General features: G+C 47.6%; 23 protein-coding genes, 1 pseudogene and 1 riboswitch. Of the genes and pseudogenes, 11 read left to right on the top strand and 13 right to left on the bottom strand.

Going from position 1 to position 24,377, the window contains the following annotated elements; translation table 11 throughout:
- From EYO21_02075 to EYO21_02065, 3 genes are all read left to right on the top strand, one after another.
- Complete coding sequence (locus EYO21_02075) at positions 1-1,494, top strand: methylmalonyl-CoA mutase (protein HIB02598.1); 1,494 nt, start codon at positions 1-3, stop codon at positions 1,492-1,494.
- A 150-nt stretch (positions 1,495-1,644) separates the two neighbouring features.
- Entirely contained in the window at positions 1,645-2,298 is a 654-nt protein-coding gene (locus EYO21_02070; protein ID HIB02597.1) for a LysM domain-containing protein, read from the top strand.
- A gap of 76 nt (positions 2,299-2,374) precedes the next feature.
- Entirely contained in the window at positions 2,375-3,157 is a 783-nt protein-coding gene (locus EYO21_02065) for a biotin--[acetyl-CoA-carboxylase] ligase (GenBank protein ID HIB02596.1), read from the top strand.
- 2 nt (positions 3,158-3,159) lie between these two features.
- On the opposite strand, the gene EYO21_02060 is transcribed toward EYO21_02065, so the two are convergent.
- The gene (locus EYO21_02060; GenBank protein HIB02595.1) at positions 3,160-4,329 is read right to left on the bottom strand and encodes an acyl-CoA dehydrogenase; all 1,170 of its coding nucleotides are present in this window, start codon (positions 4,327-4,329) and stop codon (positions 3,160-3,162) included.
- 99 nt (positions 4,330-4,428) lie between these two features.
- Between EYO21_02060 and EYO21_02055 the strand changes: the two genes are divergently transcribed.
- Together EYO21_02055 and EYO21_02050 are read left to right on the top strand one after the other, a co-directional pair.
- The gene (locus EYO21_02055) at positions 4,429-5,523 is read left to right on the top strand and encodes a pyruvate flavodoxin/ferredoxin oxidoreductase (GenBank protein ID HIB02594.1); all 1,095 of its coding nucleotides are present in this window, start codon (positions 4,429-4,431) and stop codon (positions 5,521-5,523) included.
- Positions 5,516-6,838 (top strand): 2-oxoglutarate synthase, encoded by a 1,323-nt coding sequence (locus EYO21_02050; protein ID HIB02593.1) that lies wholly within the window; start codon positions 5,516-5,518, stop codon positions 6,836-6,838. The genes EYO21_02055 and EYO21_02050 overlap by 8 nt, the downstream gene beginning before the upstream one ends.
- Before the next feature lie 35 nt (positions 6,839-6,873).
- On the opposite strand, the gene EYO21_02045 is transcribed toward EYO21_02050, so the two are convergent.
- The 5 genes and pseudogenes from EYO21_02045 to metH all read right to left on the bottom strand — a co-directional run bounded on the left by EYO21_02045 (position 6,874) and on the right by metH (position 13,400).
- Entirely contained in the window at positions 6,874-7,458 is a 585-nt protein-coding gene (locus EYO21_02045) for a pyridoxamine 5'-phosphate oxidase family protein (protein ID HIB02592.1), read from the bottom strand.
- A 99-nt stretch (positions 7,459-7,557) separates the two neighbouring features.
- The gene (locus EYO21_02040; protein ID HIB02591.1) at positions 7,558-8,529 is read right to left on the bottom strand and encodes an FAD-dependent thymidylate synthase; all 972 of its coding nucleotides are present in this window, start codon (positions 8,527-8,529) and stop codon (positions 7,558-7,560) included.
- A complete protein-coding gene (locus EYO21_02035) occupies positions 8,522-9,340 on the bottom strand; it encodes a 3'(2'),5'-bisphosphate nucleotidase CysQ (GenBank protein HIB02590.1) in 819 nt (272 codons plus the stop codon). The genes EYO21_02040 and EYO21_02035 overlap by 8 nt, the downstream gene beginning before the upstream one ends.
- A 102-nt stretch (positions 9,341-9,442) precedes the next feature.
- Positions 9,443-9,849 (bottom strand): annotated as a pseudogene (locus tag EYO21_02030) (EVE domain-containing protein).
- 17 nt (positions 9,850-9,866) lie between these two features.
- Positions 9,867-13,400: a methionine synthase gene (metH, locus tag EYO21_02025; GenBank protein ID HIB02589.1), complete on the bottom strand. Its 3,534-nt coding sequence runs from the start codon at positions 13,398-13,400 to the stop codon at positions 9,867-9,869.
- 25 nt (positions 13,401-13,425) lie between these two features.
- Positions 13,426-13,502: riboswitch (SAM riboswitch) on the bottom strand.
- A 367-nt stretch (positions 13,503-13,869) separates the two neighbouring features.
- On the opposite strand from metH, the gene EYO21_02020 reads away from it, so the two are divergent.
- The 6 genes from EYO21_02020 to EYO21_01995 all read left to right on the top strand — a co-directional run bounded on the left by EYO21_02020 (position 13,870) and on the right by EYO21_01995 (position 19,885).
- Positions 13,870-15,402, top strand: coding sequence for an Rne/Rng family ribonuclease (locus EYO21_02020; protein ID HIB02588.1), 1,533 nt, complete (start codon positions 13,870-13,872; stop codon positions 15,400-15,402).
- A 59-nt stretch (positions 15,403-15,461) separates the two neighbouring features.
- Positions 15,462-15,830, top strand: coding sequence for a 50S ribosomal protein L21 (rplU, locus tag EYO21_02015; GenBank protein HIB02587.1), 369 nt, complete (start codon positions 15,462-15,464; stop codon positions 15,828-15,830).
- Between the two features lie 2 nt (positions 15,831-15,832).
- Entirely contained in the window at positions 15,833-16,084 is a 252-nt protein-coding gene (locus tag EYO21_02010) for a 50S ribosomal protein L27 (GenBank protein HIB02586.1), read from the top strand.
- 20 nt (positions 16,085-16,104) lie between these two features.
- Positions 16,105-17,040: a malate dehydrogenase gene (mdh, locus tag EYO21_02005; protein HIB02585.1), complete on the top strand. Its 936-nt coding sequence runs from the start codon at positions 16,105-16,107 to the stop codon at positions 17,038-17,040.
- A 79-nt stretch (positions 17,041-17,119) separates the two neighbouring features.
- Positions 17,120-18,370 carry a hypothetical protein gene (locus EYO21_02000; GenBank protein ID HIB02584.1) on the top strand — a complete coding sequence of 417 codons (1,251 nt, stop codon included), beginning with the start codon at positions 17,120-17,122 and terminating at the stop codon, positions 18,368-18,370.
- Entirely contained in the window at positions 18,371-19,885 is a 1,515-nt protein-coding gene (locus tag EYO21_01995) for a hypothetical protein (GenBank protein ID HIB02583.1), read from the top strand.
- A 52-nt stretch (positions 19,886-19,937) separates the two neighbouring features.
- Here EYO21_01995 and EYO21_01990 read toward each other — a convergent pair whose 3' ends face one another.
- From EYO21_01990 to EYO21_01960, 7 genes are all read right to left on the bottom strand, one after another.
- On the bottom strand, positions 19,938-20,474 hold the full coding sequence (locus EYO21_01990; GenBank protein HIB02582.1) for a TlpA family protein disulfide reductase: 537 nt from the start codon (positions 20,472-20,474) through the stop codon (positions 19,938-19,940).
- A 20-nt stretch (positions 20,475-20,494) separates the two neighbouring features.
- Complete coding sequence (locus EYO21_01985; protein ID HIB02581.1) at positions 20,495-20,989, bottom strand: hypothetical protein; 495 nt, start codon at positions 20,987-20,989, stop codon at positions 20,495-20,497.
- Complete coding sequence (locus tag EYO21_01980; GenBank protein HIB02580.1) at positions 20,971-21,714, bottom strand: HAD family hydrolase; 744 nt, start codon at positions 21,712-21,714, stop codon at positions 20,971-20,973. The genes EYO21_01985 and EYO21_01980 overlap by 19 nt, the downstream gene beginning before the upstream one ends.
- A 68-nt stretch (positions 21,715-21,782) precedes the next feature.
- Complete coding sequence (locus EYO21_01975; protein ID HIB02579.1) at positions 21,783-22,646, bottom strand: 1-acyl-sn-glycerol-3-phosphate acyltransferase; 864 nt, start codon at positions 22,644-22,646, stop codon at positions 21,783-21,785.
- Between the two features lie 60 nt (positions 22,647-22,706).
- Positions 22,707-23,780: an A/G-specific adenine glycosylase gene (gene mutY, locus EYO21_01970; GenBank protein HIB02578.1), complete on the bottom strand. Its 1,074-nt coding sequence runs from the start codon at positions 23,778-23,780 to the stop codon at positions 22,707-22,709.
- Between the two features lie 23 nt (positions 23,781-23,803).
- On the bottom strand, positions 23,804-24,229 hold the full coding sequence (locus tag EYO21_01965) for a MarR family transcriptional regulator (GenBank protein HIB02577.1): 426 nt from the start codon (positions 24,227-24,229) through the stop codon (positions 23,804-23,806).
- Between the two features lie 49 nt (positions 24,230-24,278).
- A partial coding sequence (locus EYO21_01960; protein HIB02576.1) for a homocysteine S-methyltransferase family protein occupies positions 24,279-24,377 on the bottom strand: 99 nt, incomplete at its 5' end.

Below are 24,377 nucleotides of genomic sequence, written 5' to 3'. Positions count from 1 at the left end.
GTGTCCACTGAAAAAGCTGGACAGTACCCCTTTACCCGCGGAATCTATCCCAACATGTACAGAGACCGGCTCTGGACCATGCGCCAGTATGCCGGCTTCACCTCTGCCGAAAAATCCAACAAACGTTACCGCAATCTCCTGGATCAAGGCGTCACTGGTCTATCGGTGGCCTTCGATCTCCCGACCCAGATGGGGTACGATTCTGACCACGCAATGGCCGATGGAGAGATAGGTCGTGTTGGGGTTCCCATCGCCACGTTGGAAGATATGGAGATACTTCTGAAAGACATCCCCCTTGGCGAAGTCTCCACATCCATGACCATCAACGCCACTGCGGCCATTTTGTTGGCGTTCTATGTGATGATAGCTCAGAAAAATGGCGTGAACACCAAAAGTTTACGGGGGACAGTGCAGAACGACATCCTAAAGGAGTATATCTCCCGGGGAACGCACATTTATCCCCCAAAGCAGAGTCTAAGAATCGTCACTGATATTTTCGAATATTGTAACCGCCAAATGCCACAATGGAACACAATTTCCATATCAGGCTACCACATCCGTGAAGCGGGGGCCACAGCCGCGCAAGAACTTGCTTTCACTTTCTCCAACGGCATCGCCTATGTTCAGGCCGCCCTAGACCGAGGCCTGGATCTAGACGACTTTGCTCCCCGTATCTCATTTTTCTTTAACGCACAGATGGACTTTTTTGAAGAAATCGCAAAGTTCAGGGCCGCACGACGTATCTGGGCAAGAATCATAAAAGAGAGATTCAATGCAAATAACGAGAAGTCCATGATGTGCCGGTTTCACGTTCAGACAGCCGGATCTTCACTGGCTGCACAACAGATTGATAACAACGTAGTACGGACAGCATTTGAAGCCCTATCAGCGGTACTTGGTGGCACCCAATCACTTCATACCAACGCCCGGGATGAAGCGCTGGCGCTCCCTACGGAAGCATCCACACAGCTGGCATTGCGGACACAGCAGGTTATCGCTCATGAAGCAGGTGTCACAAACGCAGTGGATCCGTTGGCGGGATCATGGTATGTAGAAAAAACAACAGACCGTCTTGAAGAGGAAGCTTTCGAGTTGATCAAAAAGGTTGATGATCTCGGAGGCGCCATATCAGCCATTGAGACAAGCTATATACAGGAAGAGATCGCCCGTAGCTCATATAATTATCAAAAGAAAGTAGACTCCGGAGAACAGATTGTAGTGGGTGTAAATAAATTTGAACACAGCGAGCCTGAACAAATTGATTTGCATGCTATCAACCAGGCTGCTGTTCACAGGCAGTTGGAAAGACTGAACCGATATAAAGATAACAGAGAAAAAGGCGATGTGGATCAGGCCTTATCACAACTTAGGAGTGCCGCTGAAGGAGATGCTAATCTTATGCCATTAATCATTCATTGCGTGAAAAACAAATGTTCCCTGGGTGAAATTTCCTACACACTCAGAAACGTATTTGGTGACTACACACCTGCTTAATCAACAATTGGTTGCCTTATATTCAACTAGTTTAATACCTTCGGGGTTCACGCTCGCGTATTAGTTGTTGGTCAAAAACTTTTCGTGGGAACTGACAGTGGTGGTAATCGTAGAAATGGTTAAACGGTTTCCAAATTGGAGAATAAAGAAATGAAATATACTAAATTTGTTATCAGTACTATTGCAATTGCGACGCTCGTGGTCTCTTGCGGAAAACAGTCCGCACCTCCGGTTTCTCCGGAAGACACCAAGAGGCTCGCCTCAGCTGACGAGTCAGTAGACCGCATGGGTTTGGAGCAGAATGATGTTGAGGTCAACATCCCTGACGAAGCTGAAACAGAAAGCGGCCCGTCCGTGGATCTCACAATACCTGAACCAGAAGTTGTTATGGAAGCGCCCGTAATGAGCAGTGACATTGCCCTCACTGATTGGGATACATATTTGATCGTTCCAGGTGATTTTCTTATCAAGATTGCTAGCCAACAATACGGAAACTTTCGCAGATGGCGTGAGATTTACAACTGGAATAGAGAAGATATCGGTAACAACCCGAATCTTATCTACCCCTTTCACTATTTAACTTTGAAGCGGGAAAATAAAGTTGAAGAGTTCAAACCCGGTTTTTCCGAATACGAAGTGAGTTCAGGTGAAACACTGTGGGGCATTGCCGGTAAACTATACGGCGATCATGTGGCTTGGATTATCCTCTATCTGGACAATACCGACCGGCTGAACGGAAACAGCAATTTCCTCGACCCCGGAATGAAGCTACAAATCAGAGACAAAATCGATCCTAAGGCCTGAACAGAAGCAGACGATTTAATTGTTAGAAAGCCGCTGGTTCGTCAGTGGCTTTTTTGTTTAAGTCCATATTCAAGCAATGCTGTTTCCACAACTCATAAAAGCAAACCTCCAGACAAAATCTCTCGGCCGTGAGATTGAATACTACCAGCGGCTGGAATCAACCAATGTTGAAGCGTTTGAACTCATCGATGAGGGTGGGATAACGGATGGGACAATGGTTATCACAGATCATCAGTATAAGGGAAAAGGAAGACAGGGGCGGTCGTGGTTTGCTTCACCGGGAAAAGCGGTCACATTTTCTGTTATTCTCCGGTCGGAAATCTCAGTACAACAGAATGGATTTCTTTCCCTCGCTGCTGTCGTGGCTGCGGCAGAAGCGGTGGAAAAATTTGGGCTGACGCCTGCCCTGAAATGGCCCAACGATATTCTCATCTCGGGAAAAAAGTGCGGCGGTATTCTAGTGGAAACGAAAGTGCAAAAAGATTCCATAGAATATGCTGTAGTTGGCATGGGACTGAACGTCAATGAAAGTTTTATTGAACTTCCTGAAGAACTTCGCCAAACCGCCACAACCCTCTCCGCCGAAAAAGGGTCACCCCTTCAGCGGGAACTGGTAGTGGCGTGGATCCTGAACGCTCTTGAGAAGTGGATTGATGCGGTGAAAAGTGGAGAGAGCGATTCGCTCAGATCAGCTTGGCTGGAAAAGTGTGACCATATCAACAAGACCGTCGTATTCACCAAAAATGGTGTAAAAAAGAGGGGTACCTTTTCAGGAATTGACGACAACGGCGCCGCCTTGATCAAGACCTCTGATGGCAAAATCTCACTTACAGGCGAAGAAATTTCTCTCGAAATCTGATCTTAATCGAAGGCCGAATGACCGGTAATCTTCTCACCCAAGATGAGAGTGTGCATCTCGTGGGTCCCCTCATATGTATAGACGGTCTCCATGTTGGCCATGTGGCGGATGGGAGAGTAATCATCGATGATTCCGTTGGCGCCTAGAATCTCCCGGGAAGTCCGGGCAATATCTCTCGCCATGGCCACATTGGCCCGCTTCGCCATTGAAACCTGACTGAAATCCATAGTGCCCTCATCCTTCATGCGGCCGAGGCGGAGGACCAGCAGTTGCGCTTCTGTAATGTGGGTGAGCATCTCCACTAGTTTAGCCTGAGTCATCTGGTAGCCCGCAATAGGCTTAGAAAACTGTTTGCGTTGCAGGCTGTAATCAAGGGCTGTTTCATAACAGTCCACCGCTGCACCAATAACACCCCAGGTGATTCCGTAGCGGGCCTGTGTCAGACATGACAATGGTCCCTTCAACCCTTCTACATTCGGCAGGCGTGCTGAATCGGGAACACGAACATTCTCCAAGACAAGTTCCGAGGTAATGGAAGCCCTGAGGCTCAGCTTACCGTGCTGCTCCGGGGCTGAGAAACCTTCCATCCCCTTTTCTATAAGAAAGCCGCGAACAACGCCATCATCATCCTTTGCCCAAACCAAGGCCACATCGGCAATGGTACCGTTGGTAATCCACATTTTGGAACCGTTGATAACCCATTCATCACCGTCCCTGGAAGCACGGGTCATCATGCCGCCTGGATTGGAACCGAAGTTGGACTCCGTGAGGCCGAAACAGCCGATGGTATCACCGCTGCCCAGTTTTGGAAGCCAGTTGGATTTTTGTTCATCAGAACCATAGGCATGGATGGGATACATGACCAGGGCTCCCTGGACAGAGGCGAAAGAACGTAGGCCTGAGTCACCGCGCTCCAGCTCGTGCATAATAAGACCATAAGCGACACTGCTCACAGCGGCTCCTCCCGATTCTTCAGGCAGACTTGACCCGAGAAAACCGAGTTTCCCCAGTTTGGGAATCAGTTCCACAGGGAATGTTCCAGCATGGTAGTGTTCATTTACTACGGGCAAGAACTCATTTTTCACAAAGTCGTTAGCCGTCTTCTGAACGAGGAGCTCTTCTTCGCTGAGTTGACTGGAAATGTCGAAAAAGTCAGGACCGATATACTTCATGGATGATACCTTAGAACAAGAGTACAAGTTACAATTTTAATATGAATTGCTTGTATATACTGGTGTAACTTTTTTTAATAGATCTAAAGGAGTAATGACTTGAATAGTGAGCGGAGAGAAATGGTGGATGGTGCGGCGGCCATCGCCCGGGGAGCCCTAGATGTGGGTTGCAACTTTTTTGCTGGATACCCCATCACTCCCGCATCAGGAATTTTAACCCATATGCTACGGGAACTCCCCAAGATCGGCGGTACAGGCATCCAAGGGGAAGATGAAATTTCCTCCATTGGACATTGCATTGGTGCAGCCACCGCTGGAGCTACAGCTTTCACTGCTTCCAGCGGCCCGGGTCTCTCCCTCTATTCTGAAAATATTGGACTGGCCATCATGATGGAAGTGCCTCTAGTTATCACCATTTCCCAAAGACTGGGTCCTTCAACCGGCGCAGCCACAGCCGCGGCCCAGGGCGATATCCAGTTCATGCGCTGGTGCAATTCCGGAGGTTATCCGGTTATTGTCCTTTCGCCAACAAATATCCCCGAATCGTATCATTTAACCAAAAGAGCGTTCAAGCTTGCCAAGCGCTTTCGAAATCCCGTTTTTATCGCTACTGACAAGGAAACGGTTATGACCACTGAATCGGTGGCTGTCAGTGAAATGACCGAAACACCGGACTGGCCTGAAGTCCCCGATGAACCAGTGGGCGAATTGTTGGACCCTTATCAAGTGAACGGCAAGATCCATCATTATACCGGTTCCAGCCATACGGAAGAAGGACACATTACAAAAGATCCAAGTATTATCGCTGATCTGAATGAAAGACTAAGAGAAAAAATTGAAAGCCGAGTGGATGAGCTCTCTCTAGTGAAATCTGATTTAGATGATGGTGCAGATACGCTGATCTTGAGTTATGGCATTTCGGCCCGGTCTATGGAAGCAGCCGTGAATCAGCTACGTGCCAAAGGTGAAAAGGTTTCTGCTTTAACAGTTTATTCCCTCTGGCCCATTCCGGAAAAGAAAATTTTGGAATACCTGAAAGATATAAAGCGGATCATTATCCCTGAGATGAACCACGGCCAGTACCGGCACGAAATAGAACGACTGACCAATAGCACCATTGAATTGGTGGGTGTGAACCGGGTGGATACCTTCCTCATTACACCGGAAGAAATCGTGGAGGCTTATCATGGCTGAAATGGGCCTTGATACCTACATCGCCGAAGAAAATTTACCCTACGAATTCTGTCCTGGGTGCAGCCACGGAAAAGTGTTGGGCGCCGTAAGCGACAGCCTGAAACAGCAGGAACTGGATCCCACGGAAGTAGTGATTGTGACCGATATTGGATGTGTGGGACTTTCGGATAAATATTTTGTGACTCACGCTTTCCACGGACTCCACGGCCGGGCCATTACCTATGCCTCCGGGATCAAGATGCAGAATCCGGACTTGAAAGTGGTGGTGCTTATCGGAGATGGTGGCTGTGGCATCGGCGGACACCATCTGCTCAATGCAGCCCGTTCAAATACGGATATAGCTGTCCTAGTATTCAATAATTTCAATTTCGGCATGACCGGTGGTCAGCATTCTGTCACAACGCCTCTGGACAGCATCACTCCCACCACCTCTTTGGGCAGCACCGAAGCCCCCATGGACATCGCTGGAACGGCCAAAGTCAACGGTGGAGGTTTTATTGCCCGCGCCACTGCCTTCGACAAAGATCTGCCTGAAATGATCGCCAAGGCCATGGATCACGACGGATTTTCACTCATTGATATCTGGGAACTTTGCACCGCCTATTACGTGGTGCGAAATGATTTTGGCCGCAAGGAAATGATGAGTTACATGGACAGCATGAATATGGAATCGGGCATTTTACAGGAAACAAACCGGCCTAGTTTCCAGACCAGCTATAAGGGCATTCAGGAACAGGCCGGACAACAGAAGCCCATGAGCGGGTTGATATTGGAAACCAAGTTTACATCCGACCTTGATAAACCGGTGCGTATTGTATTGGCCGGTGCCGCAGGACAGAAGGTCGTTTCCGCTGGTAACCTACTGGCTTCAGCGGCAACACTGTCGGGACTGTGGACAAGCCGCCGGGCCGATTTCCCCATCACCATCCAGACCGGGTTCTCCGTAGCGGAAATCATCATCAGTCCCGAACCGGTGCTTTATTCAGGTGTCATCAAACCTGACGTGGCAGCCCTTATTGCACCGGAAGGCAGGGATAAGATTGCGCGCCTCACCCAGGCTATGGATAAAACTGATACTATTTATTTTGCGGAAGGACTCGGCAATGTTAATTCAAAAGCCAAACTATTACCCCTGGCATTTCCGGAAAGTGCTCAAAAAGAAGTTCGCAAAAATATTTCTGCCCTCACGGCAGGTTACCTTACCCAACAATTGGGCTTATTTCCCTTCGAAGCCCTGCAAGAGGCGACCCAGCAAATCCAGAAACCAAAGATCGCCAAAATCAACTTGGGCGTGTTCGCACATTTTGAATCTTAATTATCAAGACGGCGAAAAATGACCATTTAATAATATCAGTAATGGTCGAACCACTTTTCATCCAGGGGAGGCCATTCATCATTTTCACCCTGATCGGCCCGGTCTTTCCAGTTTCGCTTTCCGCTCCAGCTGTCAATACCGATAACGTAGACCGAAGTCTGCTTCAGCTCATCATCAGTGATGGGCCTGTAATCTTTACCTGACTCCATTTCTCCAAAATACTTGTCCAAAAGTCCCTGAAGATATTCCCGTTTTTCACCAAAATCTTCAACCACGCGAATCTTTCCAAAAGTGACCACGCTCTCGTACTGCATACTTTTCTCCAGAGGTATGTTGGAAGGAAGTAGTCTGCCGGACCGAAACGCTTCGAAACAGGCTTCGGGATGCATTTCACTGTTTGTCCTAACCCGGCCCACTGCATTGGAATGAAAGTATATCTCATTCTTGTCACGATTGTACCAGAATGTCGACGGGTTTATGAAAGGTTGAGTGTCCCACCGGGTTGCAATATGACCGATCTGAACCTCATTAAGAAATTGGATAATCCAGTTGTCGTCCATGACATTCTTTGGCCGGCGCTGTTTGTTAATGGATGCTATGGATGGATCGTATTTGTTCAGTTTTTCTTTTTTCATGATTTAATCATTCTTTTTTTGTTGCTTTTTATAAAAGGCCGTGGTCGGCAAAGGAATAAATTCCATTCTCTGTGAACTCTGTGGTTATTTCTTAAGGTGCTTTAACTTTTGCTTGAATTCCCGCATTTCTCTGACATTTCCGGTCTCAATCTCACCGGAATCCCACTTCAGTTGAAAATCGAACTCGGTATCAGAACCATCCTGTTTTTTATAAAGGGAATAAAGTTCACCGTCTTTTCTCGGCTTGTTTTTATGAAGCGTTGACGTGATCTGGTAAGCAAGATCTTCTAACACATCATCAATAACGCGATCAGGCAGACGGCTCTCAAGAAGGCCCTGTTCTATCCGTGAAAAACGCATGCCATCCACAACGTAATCTTGGTAGGCCTCCCAGGCGAAGGGTGCTACCTGCTTTACAAAGGTCGCCATGGCATCTGAGTAAACCCGGATCTCATACTGTGCGTGGGGGTCAGAGCGGAGACCGATGAAATGGAGCAGATTGTGAAGGTCATTCTTCCAGTACCATTCTGTGTAGAGGTTCACCGGCAGGATGGCTCGGATCAGTTCCCTGGCTAGGCCCGCCTCGTTCAGCTCCTGGTACATTTCAAAACTGCGCTCGGAGATCTCCATAAAATACTTTATGACCTTATCAGTCAGTTTTTTGGGTACTTTCCCTGCCCTCCCCTGTTTGTTAAGGGCGCTTTGGAACTGGATATGCTCCGGATCGGGAGTATAGAACTCATCTCGGGCTTCAGAGTAGCGAAGGGAATATTCATTGATGTTGGCTGTCCGGTGACGTACCCACTGCCGCGCCACGAAGATGGGCATCTTGGCATGAAACTTGAACTCTACCATTTCGAAGGGTGTGGTGTGGCGGTGGCGCATAAGATAGCGGATGAGCCCCCGGTCCTGACTGACTTTGCTGGTTCCTTTTCCGTAACTCACCCGAGCCGCCTGTACAATGGCATCATCCCCGCCCATGGAATCCACCAGGCGGACAAAGCCTTTGTCAAGACAGAGGATCGTCCCTTTAGGAAGATTCGGTTTTTCAACCATAGGCTCTCTCCGAGTCCCCAGCGGTTAACAGGGCGAAGGTATTATCTACGGCCTTGGGGTAACCGGCTACCATTCCTGATGCAATAAGCGTATTCTTATTATTATAAGTCACCTCCGCACCATTGAGATCGATCATTTTACCACCCGCCTCATTAACGATACAGTGGCCGGCGCAAATATCCCATTCATTCTTGGGCCGAAGGGTCGCGAAAATATCAGCCTTTGCCGCGCCCGTTAGCCCGAGTTTATAAGCAACACTCCCGATACCTTTCAACTCTTTGAATTCATCTTTGTAGGGGAGCCAAAGGCCGTCCCGAGTCTCCGTCCTGCTGTTGAGGATCACCATTTGAGAAGGATCGGTTTCAGTAGAGCAGGAGACTCTTTCACCGTTCAGCTTTGCCCCTTCACCTTTTACCGCACTGAACAGTTCTTCTTTCACAGGATTATAGAGGATCCCCAAGACTGGCTCCTTGTTCTCTACCAGCGCTATACTGACGACCCACATGGGCACTTTTTCAATATACTCTTTGGTCCCGTCAAGTGGATCGACGATCCAGACCCGCTCTTTGGAAAGCCGATCAGGTGAATCTTTTGTCTCCTCCGAGAGCCATCCGTAGTGAGGAAACTCAGACGTCAGTGTTGATTTAAGATATTCATCTGACGCTCGATCCGCATCGGTGACAGGGTTCAACCCGGAATACATCAGGGATGCCCCCTTGTCGTCTATTTTATAATCGTTATCGTAATAATCGAGAAGTATTTTTCCCGATTCCAGTGCCGCGCTTCGGGCAACTTCAAGTTCATGTTTCATCACCCAAACTTAGAAAACAGGTCTATCAAAGGTGAGTCAATTCTGAGGCCAAAAAGGTATTGTAACTATATTCTTTTCGACAGGCCCTCTGCGGAACTCATCTCAACGGGACATCTCCAAGATCATGTTCCAATACTCTTCAGAAACGGGCATGACAGAAAGACGGCTGAACTTTACCAGGTGGAATTCATCAAAGCGACCGCCCTGTTTTACCTGAGCTAGTGTTACGGGATTCTCGAGCGCGTTGCCAGGCGTTATATCAAAGACCACCAGTTTTTCATCCCCCGCTTCAGGATCGGGATAAGGTCAGAGATCACATTTGCCACACCGGCAACACACCGTTGGTTCCCTGTGTGGTAGATAAATGCCTTGTCCCCTTTACTCACCTCCCGAATGAACTTCAGAGCCCAGTTATTGGTAACACCATCCCAGTAGGTTTTTCCATCTTTTTCCAGCTCCTGATAGCTGTAGTCGTGATCAGGTTCGCATTTCAGCAGCCAGTAGTTCATCGGTACTTCCTTTCGAATTAGCGCTCAGTTAAGATTACGGAAAAATACCTTGACTCGGGATGGGAAAAATACCATCCGCACACGGAGGCGGCAGGATACATGGCGCGAGTCTCTGTCAGTCTTATCCCCGCATTCTTTTCCGCATCAAGCAATTCCCATATCTTATCCTTCTCATCGTGAGCAGGACAGGCAGAATACCCAGGCGCCGGGCGAATCCCCCGGTATTTCTCATTCATCAATTCCTCGTTATCCAGTTCTTCATCCTTTGTGTACCCCCAGAACTCTTTTCGCACTCTCTCGTGCATCCGTTCAGCAAGTGCTTCCGCCAACCGATCAGCAAGAACCTTCACCATGATGGCGTTATAGTCATCATTTTCTAACTCAAACTTCTTAGCCGATTCCTCCACTCCGTGACCGGCCGTTACGGCAAAAAGACCCAGCCAGTCACCATTAGAGCAAATAAAGTCTGCCAGGCTGTAGTTCATTTCATTCGCTCCCTTATCCACAAGCTGACGCGGGAAGTGGAACTCGGTGCCATCAAGGGTAACGGTCTCGTTTTCTGCTCTAGCCGGGAAAAGCCCTATGACAGCCTTAGCACTAATGAGTTTTTCCGTTAAAATTCTGTTAAGGATGCCTTGACCATCCTCAAACAGCTTTTTCGCTTCTTCACCATATTTGGGACTCTCCAGAATAGCCGGGTACTTCCCTTTCAGCTCCCAAGCGTGGAAGAACGGGGACCAGTCAATATAATCCGCCAGTTCATCCAGTGGATAGTTCTCAAATACTTTGATCCCTTTGAGCTTGGGACTTGGGACTTGATAACTTTTCCAGTTGGCGGCAAACTTCCGCTTCCTAGCGTCCTGTAGTGACAGCTGCTTCACTTTTTTACCATCACCTCGCTGAACCCTTATACCTTCGTATTCCTGACGTCGCTCAGCAACAAAGGCATCCCGCTCGCTGTCGTTCATGAGCTTGCTCACCACCCCCACAGCCCGGGAGGCATCTATCACATGAACGGTGGGGCCGGAATAGTTCTCCTCAATCTTCACCGCCGTATGTGTCTTAGAAGTGGTAGCACCGCCGATGAGAAGCGGTACATCAAACTCCAGCCGTTCCATCTCTTTTGCCACATGGACCATCTCATCCAGGCTTGGGGTGATGAGCCCGGAAAGACCGATAATATGGGCACCTTCATCCCTAGCTGTACTCAGTATCTTATCAGAAGAGACCATAACACCCAGATCAAGGACATCATAGCCGTTACAGCCAAGAACTACGCCCACAATATTTTTCCCAATGTCATGCACATCCCCCTTCACAGTGGCCATCACGATCTTACCGTTGAATCTGTCCGTTAGTCCCAGTTCATCCTTTTCCTTTTCTATAAAAGGGATAAGATAGGCCACCGCCTTTTTCATTACCCGTGCCGACTTCACCACCTGCGGGAGAAACATCTTCCCTGAACCGAAAAGATCACCTACCACATTCATCCCGTCCATGAGAGGGATTTCGATCACTTCGATGGCGCGGTCAAACTTCTGCCGTGCTTCTTCCGTATCGTCTACCACATAATCCATGATCCCCTCTACAAGGGCGTGCCTCAACCGTTTTTCCACATCACCTTCCCGCCACGACAGATCCACTTCCCTCTTCTTTCCCTCACCCTTGAAAGATTCTGCCAGTTCTACAAGGCGATCTGTGGCGTCTTCCCGGCGGTTGAAGAGAACATCCTCAATGGCGTCCTTAATTGTTTTATCGATATCATCGTAGACAGCCAGCTGGCCGGCGTTAACAATACCCATATCCATTCCTGCCTGGATGGCGTGATAAAGAAAAACCGAATGCATGGCTTCCCTAACAGCATTGTTACCACGAAATGAGAAAGAAAGATTACTCACGCCGCCACTGATATGGATGCTCGGCAATTTTTCTTTTAGGTTCCGGGCGGCCTCAATGTAGGCAACGGCATATTCGTTGTGTTCCCGAATGCCTGTTGCTACAGCGAAAACATTGGGATCAAAGATGATGTCTTCCGGCGGGAAGCCTACTTGTTCCGTCAGAATGTGGTAGGCCCGGGTACAAATTTTTACCTTTCGCTCAGTGTTGTCAGCCTGACCCTCTTCGTCAAAAGCCATGACAACAACTGCGGCACCGTATTTCCGAATGAGGCGGGCCTGTTCCAAGAACGGTCCTTCTCCCTCTTTCAAAGATATGGAATTGACAACACCCTTTCCCTGCATATTTTTTAATCCCGTCTCGATAACAGTCCATTTTGAGGAATCCACCATGATAGGAACCTTCGAAATATCCGGCTCCGAGGCAATGAGGCGGAGGAATTTTTCCATGGCCGCTTCAGAGTCCAGAAGCCCTTCGTCCATATTCACATCAATGAGTTGGGCTCCCCCCTCTATCTGGTGCCGGGCCACTGAGAGTGCCTCTTCATAATTATCTTCCAAGATGAGGTGCTTGAACCGGGCAGAACCTGTCACGTTCGTACGCTCGCCCACGTTGACAAAATTGGCATCCGAACGAAGGGACACCGGCTCCAGGCCGCTAAGGCGGGTTACTGTTTCAACTTCCGGAATTTGTCTTGGGGGTATACCCTTCACAGCTTCAGCCAGAGCCGAAATATGTTCAGGCGTGGTGCCGCAGCAGCCGCCTATAATGTTCACCAGGCCGCTTTGGGCAAACTCACCGATGACTGCCGACATGGATTCCGGTGTTTCGTCATACTCCCCGAACTCGTTGGGCAGGCCGGCGTTGGGATAGACAGAGACCAAGGTGTTAGCTACCATGGAGAGAGCATCGAGGAAGGGCCGGATCTGTTCGGCGCCCAATGCGCAGTTGAGCCCTACACAAAATAGATCAACATGACGTATGGAGTGCCAAAACGCCTCCACTGTCTGTCCAGACAGCGTCCGGCCGCTGGCATCGGTGATGGTGCCAGAGACTATGATTGGGACTTCTTCTCCCCTCTCTTCAAGCAAACTTTGAACGGCAAACAGAGCTGCTTTACAGTTAAGTGTATCGAAGACAGTCTCCACAAGCAGAATGTCCGCACCACCGTCCAGCAGTCCTCTCGCCTGCTCGCTGTAGGCAACCACCAATTCATCAAATGAAACATTCCTGAAGCCCGGATCATTCACATCGGGAGAAAGGGATGCAGTTCTGTTCGTGGGACCCAGAGCTCCGCAGACAAACCTAGGGCTCTCGGTAAAACTGTCCGCCGCTTTTCGGGCAATCTTTGCTGATTCCAGGTTTATTTCATAAACCAGATCCTCGGTTGCGTAATCGGACTGACTGATAGCATTGGCGTTGAAGGTGTTGGTCTCAATAAGGTCGGCCCCGACCTCTAGGTAGGCGGTGTGTATAGCTTCCACTACATCAGGGCGCGTCAGACTCAACAGGTCGTTATTCCCCTTCAGGTCAGAGGGATGATCTTTGAATCGGTCACCACGGAAATCGGCCTCCTCCAGCTTATAGGCCTGGAGCATGGTCCCCATAGCTCCATCGATGAGAAGTATCCGTTCTTTCGTTATTTCCTGTAGCATCTTCATAACAAAAAAGCCCCAGTACTTTTAGGGGCTCTCGGCCTTTTTAGCACCATTCTTTAATGTCGCGGCAATAGGACGCAAATCACGACTGTGGAAGTTTACGCCTCTTCACAATCGAACGAAACAACTATAAAAAGTTCATAAAATACTTTGGATAGGCTCATTTTAGGCTTATTTTCGCAATCTGAGGGAGACTTAGGAAGGTCCCCGGCGATTTTTTGACATAAGTGTTTTCGATATTGCCATAAGGCGTCGATTTCCTGAAAAAAGAGTTCTTTTTTTCCTTCCCTTAACCCCTCCCTCAAGGTTCGTCGGTGCGGACAACAAAGAAAAGGTGACGTACAATGAGACAGCCGCTTGCGGATTCGGCACATGCATTCTCAGTACGTATTCAGTAAACGGCTGATTGGTACAGGCCGGGGCATACCCGGGTCCAGTCGGCATATAAGCATAAAGTGAGTACCTGATGCGAAAAGAAATATTTGTCAGTGAAACGGCAAGTGAAAGGCGTATTGCCGTCCAAGAGGACGGAAACTTGGTTGAATTCTACATTGAAAAGCCAGATGAAATGGGGATGGTCGGTAATATTTACAAAGGGAAGGTTGAAAATGTTCTTCCGGGAATGCAGGCTGCTTTTGTTGATATCGGATATGACATTAATGCATTTCTGCCCTTCTCAGAGATTAAAAACCCCGAATACCTCAAAGAGGCTTCCACATCTGAAGAAGAGGACGACAACAGTAATAGGAATGGCAAACAATCACCTCAAAAAGACATCGCAGTTGAGCTCCAGAAGGACCAAGTGATTCTTGTTCAAGTCATCAAGGAACCTTTTTCTGGCAAGGGACCTCGTGTCACCACAAATCTTGCTATCCCGGGACATCTTGTTGTCCTCGTTCCCAATGCCAGTTTCATCGGCATCTCGAAAAAGATATGGGATAAATACGAGAAAAGGCGGCTGAGAAAATTTATTGGTGAATTCTTGCCCGATGATGTCGGTATAATCGTGCGGACAGAAGCTGAAGGAAAGAGTGATACGGTTGTCAGGAAAGATTTTAACATCCTTCTCAAGCAATGGCGATCTTTGGCCAAGAAGGCTGACAGCTCGGAAGCTCCGGCCAATATTTATGAAGATATTGAAACAGTTTCAACAGTTATTCGGGACATACTTGGCGAGGATGTAAGCAAGTTCACACTAGACTCCAGAAAACTTCATCGTCAAACACACAATTATTTGCAGAACGTGGCACCAGATATGACCACACGGCTGGAATTGTACCGCGGCAAGACACCCATGTTCACGCATTTTAAGATTGATGATCAGGCGGCAAAGTCCATCAGAAGTCATGTTTGGCTGAAAAGTGGTGCCTACATCATTATCGAACACACCGAAGCAATGGTGGTCATCGATGTTAACAGTGGGCGGTTTGTCGGTAAAAGCAACCACGAGGTAAATTCTCTCAAGATCAATCTTGAGGCAGCCAAGGCAGTGGCCCAGCAGCTGAGACTCCGGGATATCGGTGGGCTCATCGTTATCGATTTCATTGATATGCAGGAATTAGCCAACAAGAAGAAGGTCTACAATGAGTTGAGGCGAGAATTGAGAAAAGATCGGGCAAAGATGGCGGTTTCCCCCATAACCGAGTTTGGCCTGCTTGAGATGACAAGACAACGCATACGCCTATCTCTAAGAGATTCACTCAGTGAAAACTGCCCCACCTGTAACGGAAGCGGTCGGGTTTTATCCAAGGATGCAGTCATCAGTGAGATTGACAGCTGGATTAGAAATTTCAAACAGAAGAGAAAAGACCTCCGCCTTACGCTCAAACTTCATCCCGCTATGGCGGAGTATCTAGAAGAGTCGAAAAAAAATGTCATGCGCAAATTCATGTGGAAGAATTTTGTTTATATCAATGTGGATACAGATGAGACACTAGGCCCCAGTGAATTCCGCTTCTTCTCAAGAAAAAATGGGGCAGAGTTGAAACTGGAAGAATAGCTTGACACATCTGGAAAGAGGGAGATAACTTTCTTAGCTAGGAAATTTGACTGGAAGCAATGTATGTGATCGTAGATATATCAGGTAAACAGTTCCGGGCTGAAGAAGGCCAGGAATTAAAGGTGCCGCATCAGAAAGAAAAGCCCGGTAAAAAAGTCTTTTTTGAACGTGTATTACTGGTTGATAATGGCAAGGGCGTAGCGGTGGGACAACCCATCGTTACCGGCTCCAAGGTAGAAGCGACTATTCTGGAGCACGGTCGGGGTAAAAAGGTACCTGTATTCAAGAAAAAACGCCGGAAGGGATACAAAGTCAAGAATACGCACCGGCAGGAATTCACACTCATACGGGTAGATAATATCAAAACAAACTCTTCCAAGAAAAAAACAACTAAAAAGAAAGCCAAAAACGAGGCAAAAGGAGATTAGTTATGGCCCACAAGAAAGGGATGGGAAGTACCAAGAATGGCCGTGATAGTGCATCCAAAAGGCTTGGTGTAAAGGCTTCTGATGGACAGTTTGTGACAGCCGGTTCAATCATTGTCCGACAACGAGGCACCAAAATTCACCCTGGTGTCAATGTCGGTATCGGCGGCGATGACAGCCTGTTCGCAAAAGCTAATGGCACTGTCAAATTTGACCGAAAACGACACAACCGCAAGGTTGTAAGTGTCCTGAACTAAAACTCTTACCGACAGAACCAATGTCCAGAAAAAAGATTGCCCTCATAGGTGGTGGTCAGATTGGCGGCGTCCTAGCCTTGGCCTGCGCCCAGAAAGAGCTTGGCGATGTTGTAATCGTAGACATACCTGAAGTTGAAGGAATGGTAAAAGGTAAGGCACTGGACATCATGGAAGCACGCCCCCATGACGGTTACGATTCCGATCTGTTCGGGACTAGTGATTTCAGCGGAATTGAAGGAGCTGATGTGGTTGCCATTACCGCCGGAGTGCCCCGGAAACCGGGCATGACCCGGGAAGATCTTTTGGAGACCAACCTCAATATTATTTCCAACGTAGCGGAAAATGTTAAGAAATATGCTTCTGACGCTTTTGTCATTGTTGTTTCCAACCCGCTGGACGCCATAGTTTACGCCTTTTACAAGGTGAGCGGTCTCCCAAAAAATCGCGTAGTAGGCATGGCTGGCGCTCTGGACAATGCCCGTTTCCGGACCTTTATCGCCATGGAGACGGGTCTTTCGGTTCAGGATGTTTCATGTATTGTTATGGGCGGTCACGGACCCACCATGGTTCCCATAACAAGGACTGCAACTGTGGGGGGCGTACCCCTGACCGACGTCCTTGCTCAAAAGGAGATCGATGCCATCGTAAAGCGGGTCCAGGAAGCAGGAACAGAACTGGTGAAACTCTACGGAAAAGGGAGTGCTTTCTTCAGCCCTGCTGCTGCCATCACAGAAATGATTGAAGCGTGCCTCAGAGATAAGAAACGGGTCATCCCTTCCACCGCTTACTGTGAAGGTGAATATGGGATCGACGGCTATTTTATCGGTGTACCGGCGGTTATAGGTGCTGGTGGTGTTGAAAAAATTCTGGAAGTGGATCTTACTGACCAAGAAAAAGAGTTGCTTCAAAGCACGCTTGAGAAGATAAAAGTCACCGTTTCCGAGACTGGACTTTAATCACCTCTCCTCTTTCCACTTTTCTCTCCTCAGCCTAACTTTTACAGACCCTCTGGGAATAAGATCATGTAATAATAAAATGGTCTCATTACATAGATATATTTTTGTATTAATGATTCCTTCGCTGTTAATCGCACAGGATCTCCAACAGCTGTCTTATAACAGGTATGAGGCAAAATCTAGTTACACATTTAAGGTTTCCTCAGGAGGTGAGTTGATTGTAAAGAATTTCCGCGGAGATATCACAGTCACAGGCAAATCCGACAATGCGGTGACAATCGTGAATGAAACAAACATTAAAGCGAATTCTGAAAAGCGCGCCCGAAACTTGTACCAGGAGGCCAAGGTAACTGTAAATCAGACAGAAGATGAAACAGGGAAAACAGTCATAATTGTAGAAGGGAAAACAGAGTGGCGGCGCCGGATTAATGACAACTTGGTCATTACTGTCCCACAGATTTTTTCCGTAGCTCTGGACTGCCGCGGCGGAAATATTGAACTTGCCTCACTCCAGGGCGAAATGGATATCTCAACTTCCGGCGGGGATATTAACCTAAGAGATCTAACGGGAAAAATGTCGGTAAATACTTTGGGTGGAGATATTGAAGGCCATAACCTCAGTGGGGGAATCTCCGCAAGGACTTCTGGTGGGAGCCTCCAATTCAGTGATTTGAAAGGTGAATTAAGTGCAACAACATCCGGGGGCGACATAGAGACGAAAAATATTCAGGGTAGTATCTCACTGGAGACTTCAGGCGGAGATATCGACCTTTATAATCTGGTAGGCAGGGATATCTACGCCCGAACCAGCGCAGGTAAGATTACAGCTCGTGAGCTCATCGCTGAAACAACCATTGACCTGCATACCAGCGGTGGTGACCTTGATCTTAAGGATATTACCGGTGATCTTGAAGCTTCCATCTCCGGCGGGAATATTAAGATTGTGGACGTGAGAGGAGAAACAAAGGTTTGGACATCGGGCGGTGAGATAAACGCTGAGGTGGTACACGGCGCCTTTCACGGGAGAACATCCGGCGGTGACATTTCACTGTCAAAAATCTGGGACAGGCAGTATGAAGACCACGAGATTGATGTGAAAACATCAGGTGGGGATATTGAAGTGACCTTGCCGGAAGATTTTCCTGCCAGCTTCCGACTTCGGATTCTTTACCCAGGTAGAAAACCTGGAGAAGTGATTCTTTCAGACTTTCCCATGGAAATTTCAGCTTCTCACGCTGTCACCCAGGGTGAAGAGAGCATCAACGGCGGAAAGTTCAACGTCCATGTTGAGACGTCCATGGGAACAATCAGAATCAGGCGGGAAGATTAGATGAGGAACACATTAACAACGGTTTTCTCTATAGTGGCAATGTTCCAATTGTCGACCGCTCAGGAAGTAGATACCACAGTGGCCATGGAATCCCTTGACCCACTTCAAGAGTTCGAGGAGACAGGGATCGAGATCAAGTTTTTCGGCGACTATTATGTAAGAGCAGGCCAGATATCGAAAGAAAATGTTCGTGTTTTAGGCGGTGATCTCTTCGTGGCTGGAACCGTGGACGGACAGATTATTGTGGTGGGTGGGGACGCCTGCCTTGAATCCACCGCCGTCGTCAATGGCCGGGTGGTGGCCATTGGGGGGTCAATTTTTAGGAAAGAAGGTTCCATCATAAACGGTGAGATTGTCCAAGCCAATATCCGAGAAGGAATTAATCTTTCCCGTAATGAGGGGCCCCAATCTAAGAAGAGATCGGATACCTTTGAATTTGATGATGATTCCCCCGACTATGAAGAAAAACATAAATTGCTTTCCATCCATCCGGATGTCAGTGGATTTATCTATAATAAAGATGAAGGGTTCGTCTGGACCCCTTTTGACTGGCGATTTGACCGAGATGGAACATCCTCATTCAAAATATATTTCAGTCTTGGTTACCGGTTTGGACAAAAACAGTGGGCAGGACGAACAACCATAGAAAAATCATTCGGTATCAACAATGGTCCCTCCCTGTTCTTTTCAGCTTTTCGTGAGAGCCGCACCGATGACGCCTTCAGATTACCAGTATCAGAAAACTCCCTTGCCGTTTTGTTTGCGAGACAGGATTTTTACGACAGGTGGAATGAAAAAGGGTATGAAGCAGGCGCTGCTTTCCACGTTGACAACCTTGAGAGTAAAGTCGCCTATCGATCAGTATATACCTCTTCTTTTAAACCTACTAATCGCCTTGCCCAATGGTTCCATGGAGAAAGAGAGTTCCGGTCGCCCCTTCAACTTCTGGGAGGAAACGTTTCCTCCGTAGCAGGCACAGTAAGCCTGGGTGCTGTTCACAAAAGTTTTCTCGCCACGGGCTTGAGCATCATTTTAGAGGGTGAGACAACTCTGGCTGCGGACAGCTTGGAGAAATTCGACAGACTTTCAGCCACAGCTTCTTTCAACTGGGAGCTGTCCCCTAATATTGTTTTCCACAGCCGGACCATGGTGGGGAATTCCAAGGGTGAACTGCCACAATTTAGGGCTTTTGGTGTGGGAGGACTGGGCTCGGTCAGCGCCCACCCATACAAAGTGCAGACCGGGAACAGAATGATGCAAATGAATACCGAACTGATACTCCTCCCTGATTTTATGAGCGGTGATCACTACTTTTCTCTCTTTTTCGATGCCGGTCATGCATGGGACAAGAGCGATTACTCATTTTCAGATTTCAGCTCGATCACGGACAGTGCAATTTCAGCTGTGGGCATTGGGATTGGCAATGAGGACCTGGACTGGCGTATAAATATTGCATGGGCTCTCGGTGGCAGGAATACCTGGGAAACCACTTTCCGCTTCAATCTAAATTTCTAGAATGATAAGGGGAATGCCTCTCTCAAAGGTTGATTCGTTTATGATGTAACTTTTAGCTAACGTGATCTTTCAAAAACTGTTCCAGTGCGCCGGGTTTAAACTCGCCAGTAACAAAACAGGCCTCTTTCAGACTTCCAGCAACTATCAAAATATGAAGCGGTACGCCCCACACTCGCCGATCATTCATTAATTTTCGGATACGGGTGTGTGCAATGTTGTCTCTCAGGGATTCATTTTTCTCATTTAACTCGCCAAGAACATAGGGTATGTGAATACCATGTTTCTGCATGAACCTATGCTCCCACACATCCGGATCTGAATATTCCGCCACAATGATCATATCAAAACCGCTGCTGTGCCATGCATTGTAAATGCTGTTCAGCACCGGTGTTTCATAATGGCAATTGGGGCACCATTCAGCCATGAATGAAATAAGTAACACCTTGGGGAAACCTTCTGTTTCATATTTCCCCAAAAGCAATTTCTGGCCACCCGAATGGGTTAGAACGGAAAAGTTCAGTTCTTGGGCCAGTGGGACATCTGAGAAGGACTCAATTTCGGAGTATTCGTGGGGATGGTGTTCCTTCAACGTGACTTATGATTACTGGTTCAACCGAGCCAGGAACTGATAAGGAAGAAAGTCGATACGACTCCTTTGTAGGAAATCATCATGGCTACGATGGAAACAAGGAAAACAAGAACAATCATCCTAAACAGGACATAACGTTTCTGCAATCTTTCCGTTGGGCTTCCATCATTTAGAGCTGTTTCCAATTTTCTCAGTACACCTCGGGAGGCATGATAGAGGCCTATGGCGATAAGAGCGATAGTTATTTTCCCATGCATAACGCCCACCTTCAGCCAAAACGTCCGATCGATAAGCATGAGTACGCCTACAAGCGGCAAAAAGAATGAAGCCACCATCTCAGTTTTATCGGACAAAGTACGCATTTGTATAATCATTGTTTTCTTTCCTTCAACTGTCGCTTTATGGAAGCCGCTTAGAAATATGAAATCTAGATAAAATGCCACACCGAGCCAAACCGATGCCAAAACAAAGTGTGTAATGAGATAGAGATTGTAGACTATTCCGCCTTCAGCCATGATATTATCCTTTCTGTTTCTTCCAGTGAATCAACCAACCAGGTGGGATTCGCTGCCTCGATGGCGGTCCGACTCTCCAACCGCCTGCAGACAATGAGAGAACGGACACCATTGGCCCGCGCCGCCGTTGCATCCTGGGCTGTATCTCCAACAAGAACCATTCTGTCATGAGTATAAGATTCTCCCAGTGCCTCCCACGCCGCCTCTTCGGCCATCCAGACCAAATCTTCCCTGCCTCGTGCATCGCTGCCGAACAGCCCAAACTCGAAAATGTCCCAAAGTTTGAAGCGTTTCAACTTGATCTCCGCCGCTTTACGGACATTGCCGGTAAGAAGTCCCACTTGCCACCCTTCATCTTTACACGCCTTAGAGAGTTTCACAGCATCGTCATACACATAAGCATCTTCATGATCGTCAAAAACTTCCTTCAAACGAGCGGGGTAATTGGAGAGTATTGTCTCTATTATGTCTGATAAGGAACCATCTGTATAGTCGAGCTGTTTCAGAGCTGTTTCCAAGATAATGGGGTCAGTATAACCGGCAACATCTTCCACCTTGAGCTTCGGGGATGAATTCGCCACCTCCTCCACCATGTTGTCCAAAAGTTTTCGCGCCACTGTTCCGGGATGGATGAGGGTACCATCGATGTCGAAAAGAATAAGCTGTTTGGTTCTGTTTTGCACAATTAGATCAATAATACATTCCGAATTTAAAAAAGAGTGCAGCGAGAAAGACTGTCACAAAAAGTTGCCCTGCCCACTTCACTGAGAGATGGAAAGCCCAAAGAAGTCGATCATGTGGGTGCCCCTTCTTCTGACCTATTTTCTTTACCCAACAATCTTAGCATTTCACTGCGAGCCAAGGACTGAAGTTCTTCAATGGTGTCATCCTTATAATCTTCGTATAAGATAAAATCACCAACATCAATAGTTATAATTCCCGGTCGGATGCGCCAGTCAGTTTTTCGTTTGATCTCGAACGCCCCTTTAAAAACGGCGAACAAAATATCGGCCCTTGCACCAAATGCCAGGTGAAACGGCCCTTTTTTAAAAGGTTTCAACTCTCCTGTTTCAGTACGCGTTCCTTCCGGTGCTATGAAAACGCAAATGCCTGATTCAAGCTTCTCCCGTGCCATTTCTACAGCTTCCATCGCTTCACTGATGTTCCTTCTCATTAAAGGGATGATGCCGTAACGTTTCAGCATAAGTCCCCAAAGTGGCAATTTGAACTGATAAGCAGCACCCAAGGCTGTTACCTGACGAAATGTGAGACACGCCATGAGAAACACATCAAATAGCGACTCATGATTGATGAGAAGAAGATATGCCTTTTCCCGTTTGAGTTTTTCCTTCCCCTCCAGCCGAACAATGACGCCAAAACTCAAGAGCATCAATCTCCCGTAAAAACGGATAGCCCAATGTACACGTTTAGGATGAAAAACAAAGATCAGTGGTGTCAGCGTAAGAACAGTAAAAACAAATGTGAAAAAACCTATGGGATAAAAAATGAAAGAAAAAATTGAGTGGCGGAAATCGAAGGGTGAAGTGGTTTCCCCAGATGTCTCTTGACCATGAACCTCAGTCGTCCTGAGTATCTTACCGGCGGTAATGGCAAAAAAGACCAAAACAGCAGCAACAAGCCAAATCCACCAACTCATAGTGATGACCCTGCAAATTTATCTAATTTTCTTGCAAGTCGGATCAGATGATATTGCAGATCACTCATGATTTGTCCATGATTGAGATTCAAGTATATGGAACAATTTGTGATTTGCACCAGGAAAAGCAAATTGAGACCGCTCCTCTGGCTGGATCCAACGATGAGTATCGAGGGCATCGTTGGCTTTCAGAGACCTGGATAGTTTACAGTGATAAAGGTGCAACGTGATAGAGAAGTGCGTGTATGCGTGATCAACAGCACCTACTTTTTTGCCTGGCTCAACGCTTAATCCTGTTTCCTCTCGTATCTCCCGGACGAGGGTATTGTCCAACGCCTCACCGTTTTCTACTTTACCTCCGGGAAACTCCCACAGACCACCCAAAAGTCCTGCATCTGGTCTCTTTTGAATGAGAAACTTGCCATCATTCCAGATGATTCCGGCCACGATTGTTTTGTGTGGCCGTTCTTTCTTTTTAGGAATATTGGGATACACAACAGGATTCCCTTCTGCTTTTGCCTTACAGAAATATTCTACAGGACATTCAAAGCAGTGGGGCTCATTCCGTCGGCAAATCTGACTTCCCAATTCCATCATGGCTTCATTAAAATCACCGGGGCGGTCCTGATTAAGCCATTTATCCAGTTTTCCTTCAAAGAGAGCTGTCCCTTTTTCGACTATATCACTAAATGCGAGTAGACGAGCCATGACGCGCTTCACATTTCCGTCAATGACAAAGTAAGGTTGATTAAATGCGATAGATAACACAGCGGCAGCAGTGTAACCCCCCACCCCAGGGAGGCTGAGAAATGTCTCCCATTCACCTGGTACTTTTCCACCGTGCCCGGCAGTAACAATCTTACATGCCTTGTGGAAATTTCGGCAACGTGAATAGTAACCGAGACCTTCCCAGAACTTGAGGAGTTCATCCTGAGTGGCCAATGCCACAGACTCGACGGAAGGGAAACGTTCCACCCACTTTCTGTAATAAGGTATCACTGTATCAACCTGTGTCTGCTGCAACATCACTTCTGAGAGCCAGATTTTGTAAGGGTCCTCCTCTCCCCGCCACGGCAAATCCCTCTGGGCCTTGTCATACCACTGTAGAAGGAGCGATGAAAAACGACTGTGCATCCTTGTATTCTGCAAATTATAGATCAGCTCGTTCGTAAAAGTTCTTTTGAAAGACTCCACAATAGCAATTCCAGAGATTCCTTCACCGGTTCCCGCTTCTCAGGTGGCAGGTCCTCAAGGATTCGACTGCCAAGATCTTCAATACGCTCCTCAAACCGGGACATGACAGCCTGGCCTTGTTCCGACAGGAAGACATTAACAAGCCGCCTGTCATTCTCACCTCTTTTCCGAAATGCCAAATTGTGTTTTTCTAGATTTTCCATCAGTCGTGTCAAGGTGCTGTTGTCTATGCCTAGTTTCCTGGCGAGGCTACTCATATGTATACCATCATCAGGAACGGATGAAAGAATGAAACATTGTGCCAAAGTTTCCCCCTGTCCGCAAACATTGCGGCGGTGAAGAGCATTCAGAGAGAGGGCAAGTTCATTCAGCAGTTCACCGAAATCCATGGTTGTAAGTTACAATTAACTCTCTGTTAGCGAAACAATCATCACAAACTCACAAAAGGGTTCTGAGTGCCCTTGTGTGTTCCGGACCTGAGCCGCAACAGGAACCGACAATTCTCGCCCCTGCTGAAATCGCTTCTCTCATGGCTTC

It is taken from the genome of Candidatus Neomarinimicrobiota bacterium, assembly GCA_012964825.1.
Lineage (GTDB): Bacteria > Fidelibacterota > Marinisomatia > Marinisomatales > S15-B10 > UBA2125.
This window is presented reverse-complemented; position numbering and strand designations above follow the sequence as displayed.